Source organism: Mesorhizobium sp. B1-1-5 (genome assembly GCF_006443065.1).
Taxonomy (GTDB): Bacteria; Pseudomonadota; Alphaproteobacteria; order Rhizobiales; family Rhizobiaceae; genus Mesorhizobium.
The window spans coordinates 1-1151 of sequence record NZ_VFWS01000542.1; the positions used below are offsets into that span (position 1 = coordinate 1).

Here is a 1151-nt window from a genome sequence, read left to right on the forward strand (position 1 = left end):
GAGGCGCGTGCGATCGCCGCGAAAACCAGCGCCAGGCTCTTTATATTGTCGGCGCCGCGCGTCTCCGTCTCGGTGCCGTTTTCCCCGGCGCGGACGAAATCTTCCATGACGCCGAGATGCCCGCCGATGCGGTCGGCAGGGTCGAGCGGCGGCACCGCTACCGGCACGACCTTGTCGAGCAGGCCTTCGCGTTCCGGCAACACGGCTTCGGCCTTCAACTCGTCATGACCATCCCAGGTCAGGCTGCCGCGTTCGCCGACGATGCGCCAACTGCCTTCCCAACTGGTGCGGAAACCGTCGGCGCACCAACTGCCGCGATAGGTGAACATCTTGCCCTGGCCGAGCTCGAAGGTGGCGCTTGCGGACGATCCCTGCCGGTACCAGGAATTGGCCGGCTCCCATTCTCGGCAATACACTTCGGTCGGCTCGCCATCGACCATGTAGCGGGCGGCGTCGAATGTATGGATCGCCATGTCGAGCAGCAGCACATGGCGCATGCCTTCGCGGAAACCGCCGAAATGCGGCGCAATGAAAAAATCGGCATGGATGCTGGTCGCAGCGCCGATGGCGCCGGAGCCGAGGAAGCGCCGGATGCGCCGGACGTTGGCGACGTAGCGGCGGTTCTGCACCACGGCATGGACGCGTCGCGCGCGCCGCGCATCGTCGATGATGGCGCGCGCATTGTCCGGGCTGTCGGCCAGCGGCTTATCCGTCAACAGATGACAGCCATGGGCAAAGGCCGAATTCGCCACGGCGCGACGGGCGGCAGGCACGACCACGTCGAACACCGCATCGGGTCTGGTCTGGGAGAGAACGACGTCGAGATCGGTCCCGATCGCGACCCCGGCGAGGTCGTATTCGCGTGCCCGCTGGCGCGCCCTGTCGGCGTCGAGGTCGACGAGACCGACGATCTTGACGGCAGGGGATTGGCTGATGGCCTCGAGCCAGGTTTTGCTCATGGCTCCGCACCCGACCAGGACGACGTGCATCATCCAGCGCTCCTCCGGCCAACCCCTCCTGGCTGGCACCCACGGCAGTCCGTAAATGACTTCCGTAAACGTTTACGATGACACACCCGATGGCATATATTGTCAATCGGATTTGTACCGTCGGCTCTGAAACGCCTTGGCCGCACGACCGGCTGGTGCTAG

General features: G+C 65.0%; 1 protein-coding gene. It reads right to left on the reverse strand.

The window, feature by feature from the left end; genetic code table 11:
* Positions 1-992, reverse strand: a 992-nt coding sequence (locus FJ980_RS33120) for a Gfo/Idh/MocA family oxidoreductase (RefSeq protein WP_140547613.1), incomplete at its 3' end; no start/stop codon positions are given.
* Between the last annotated feature and the right edge of the window lie 159 nt (positions 993-1151).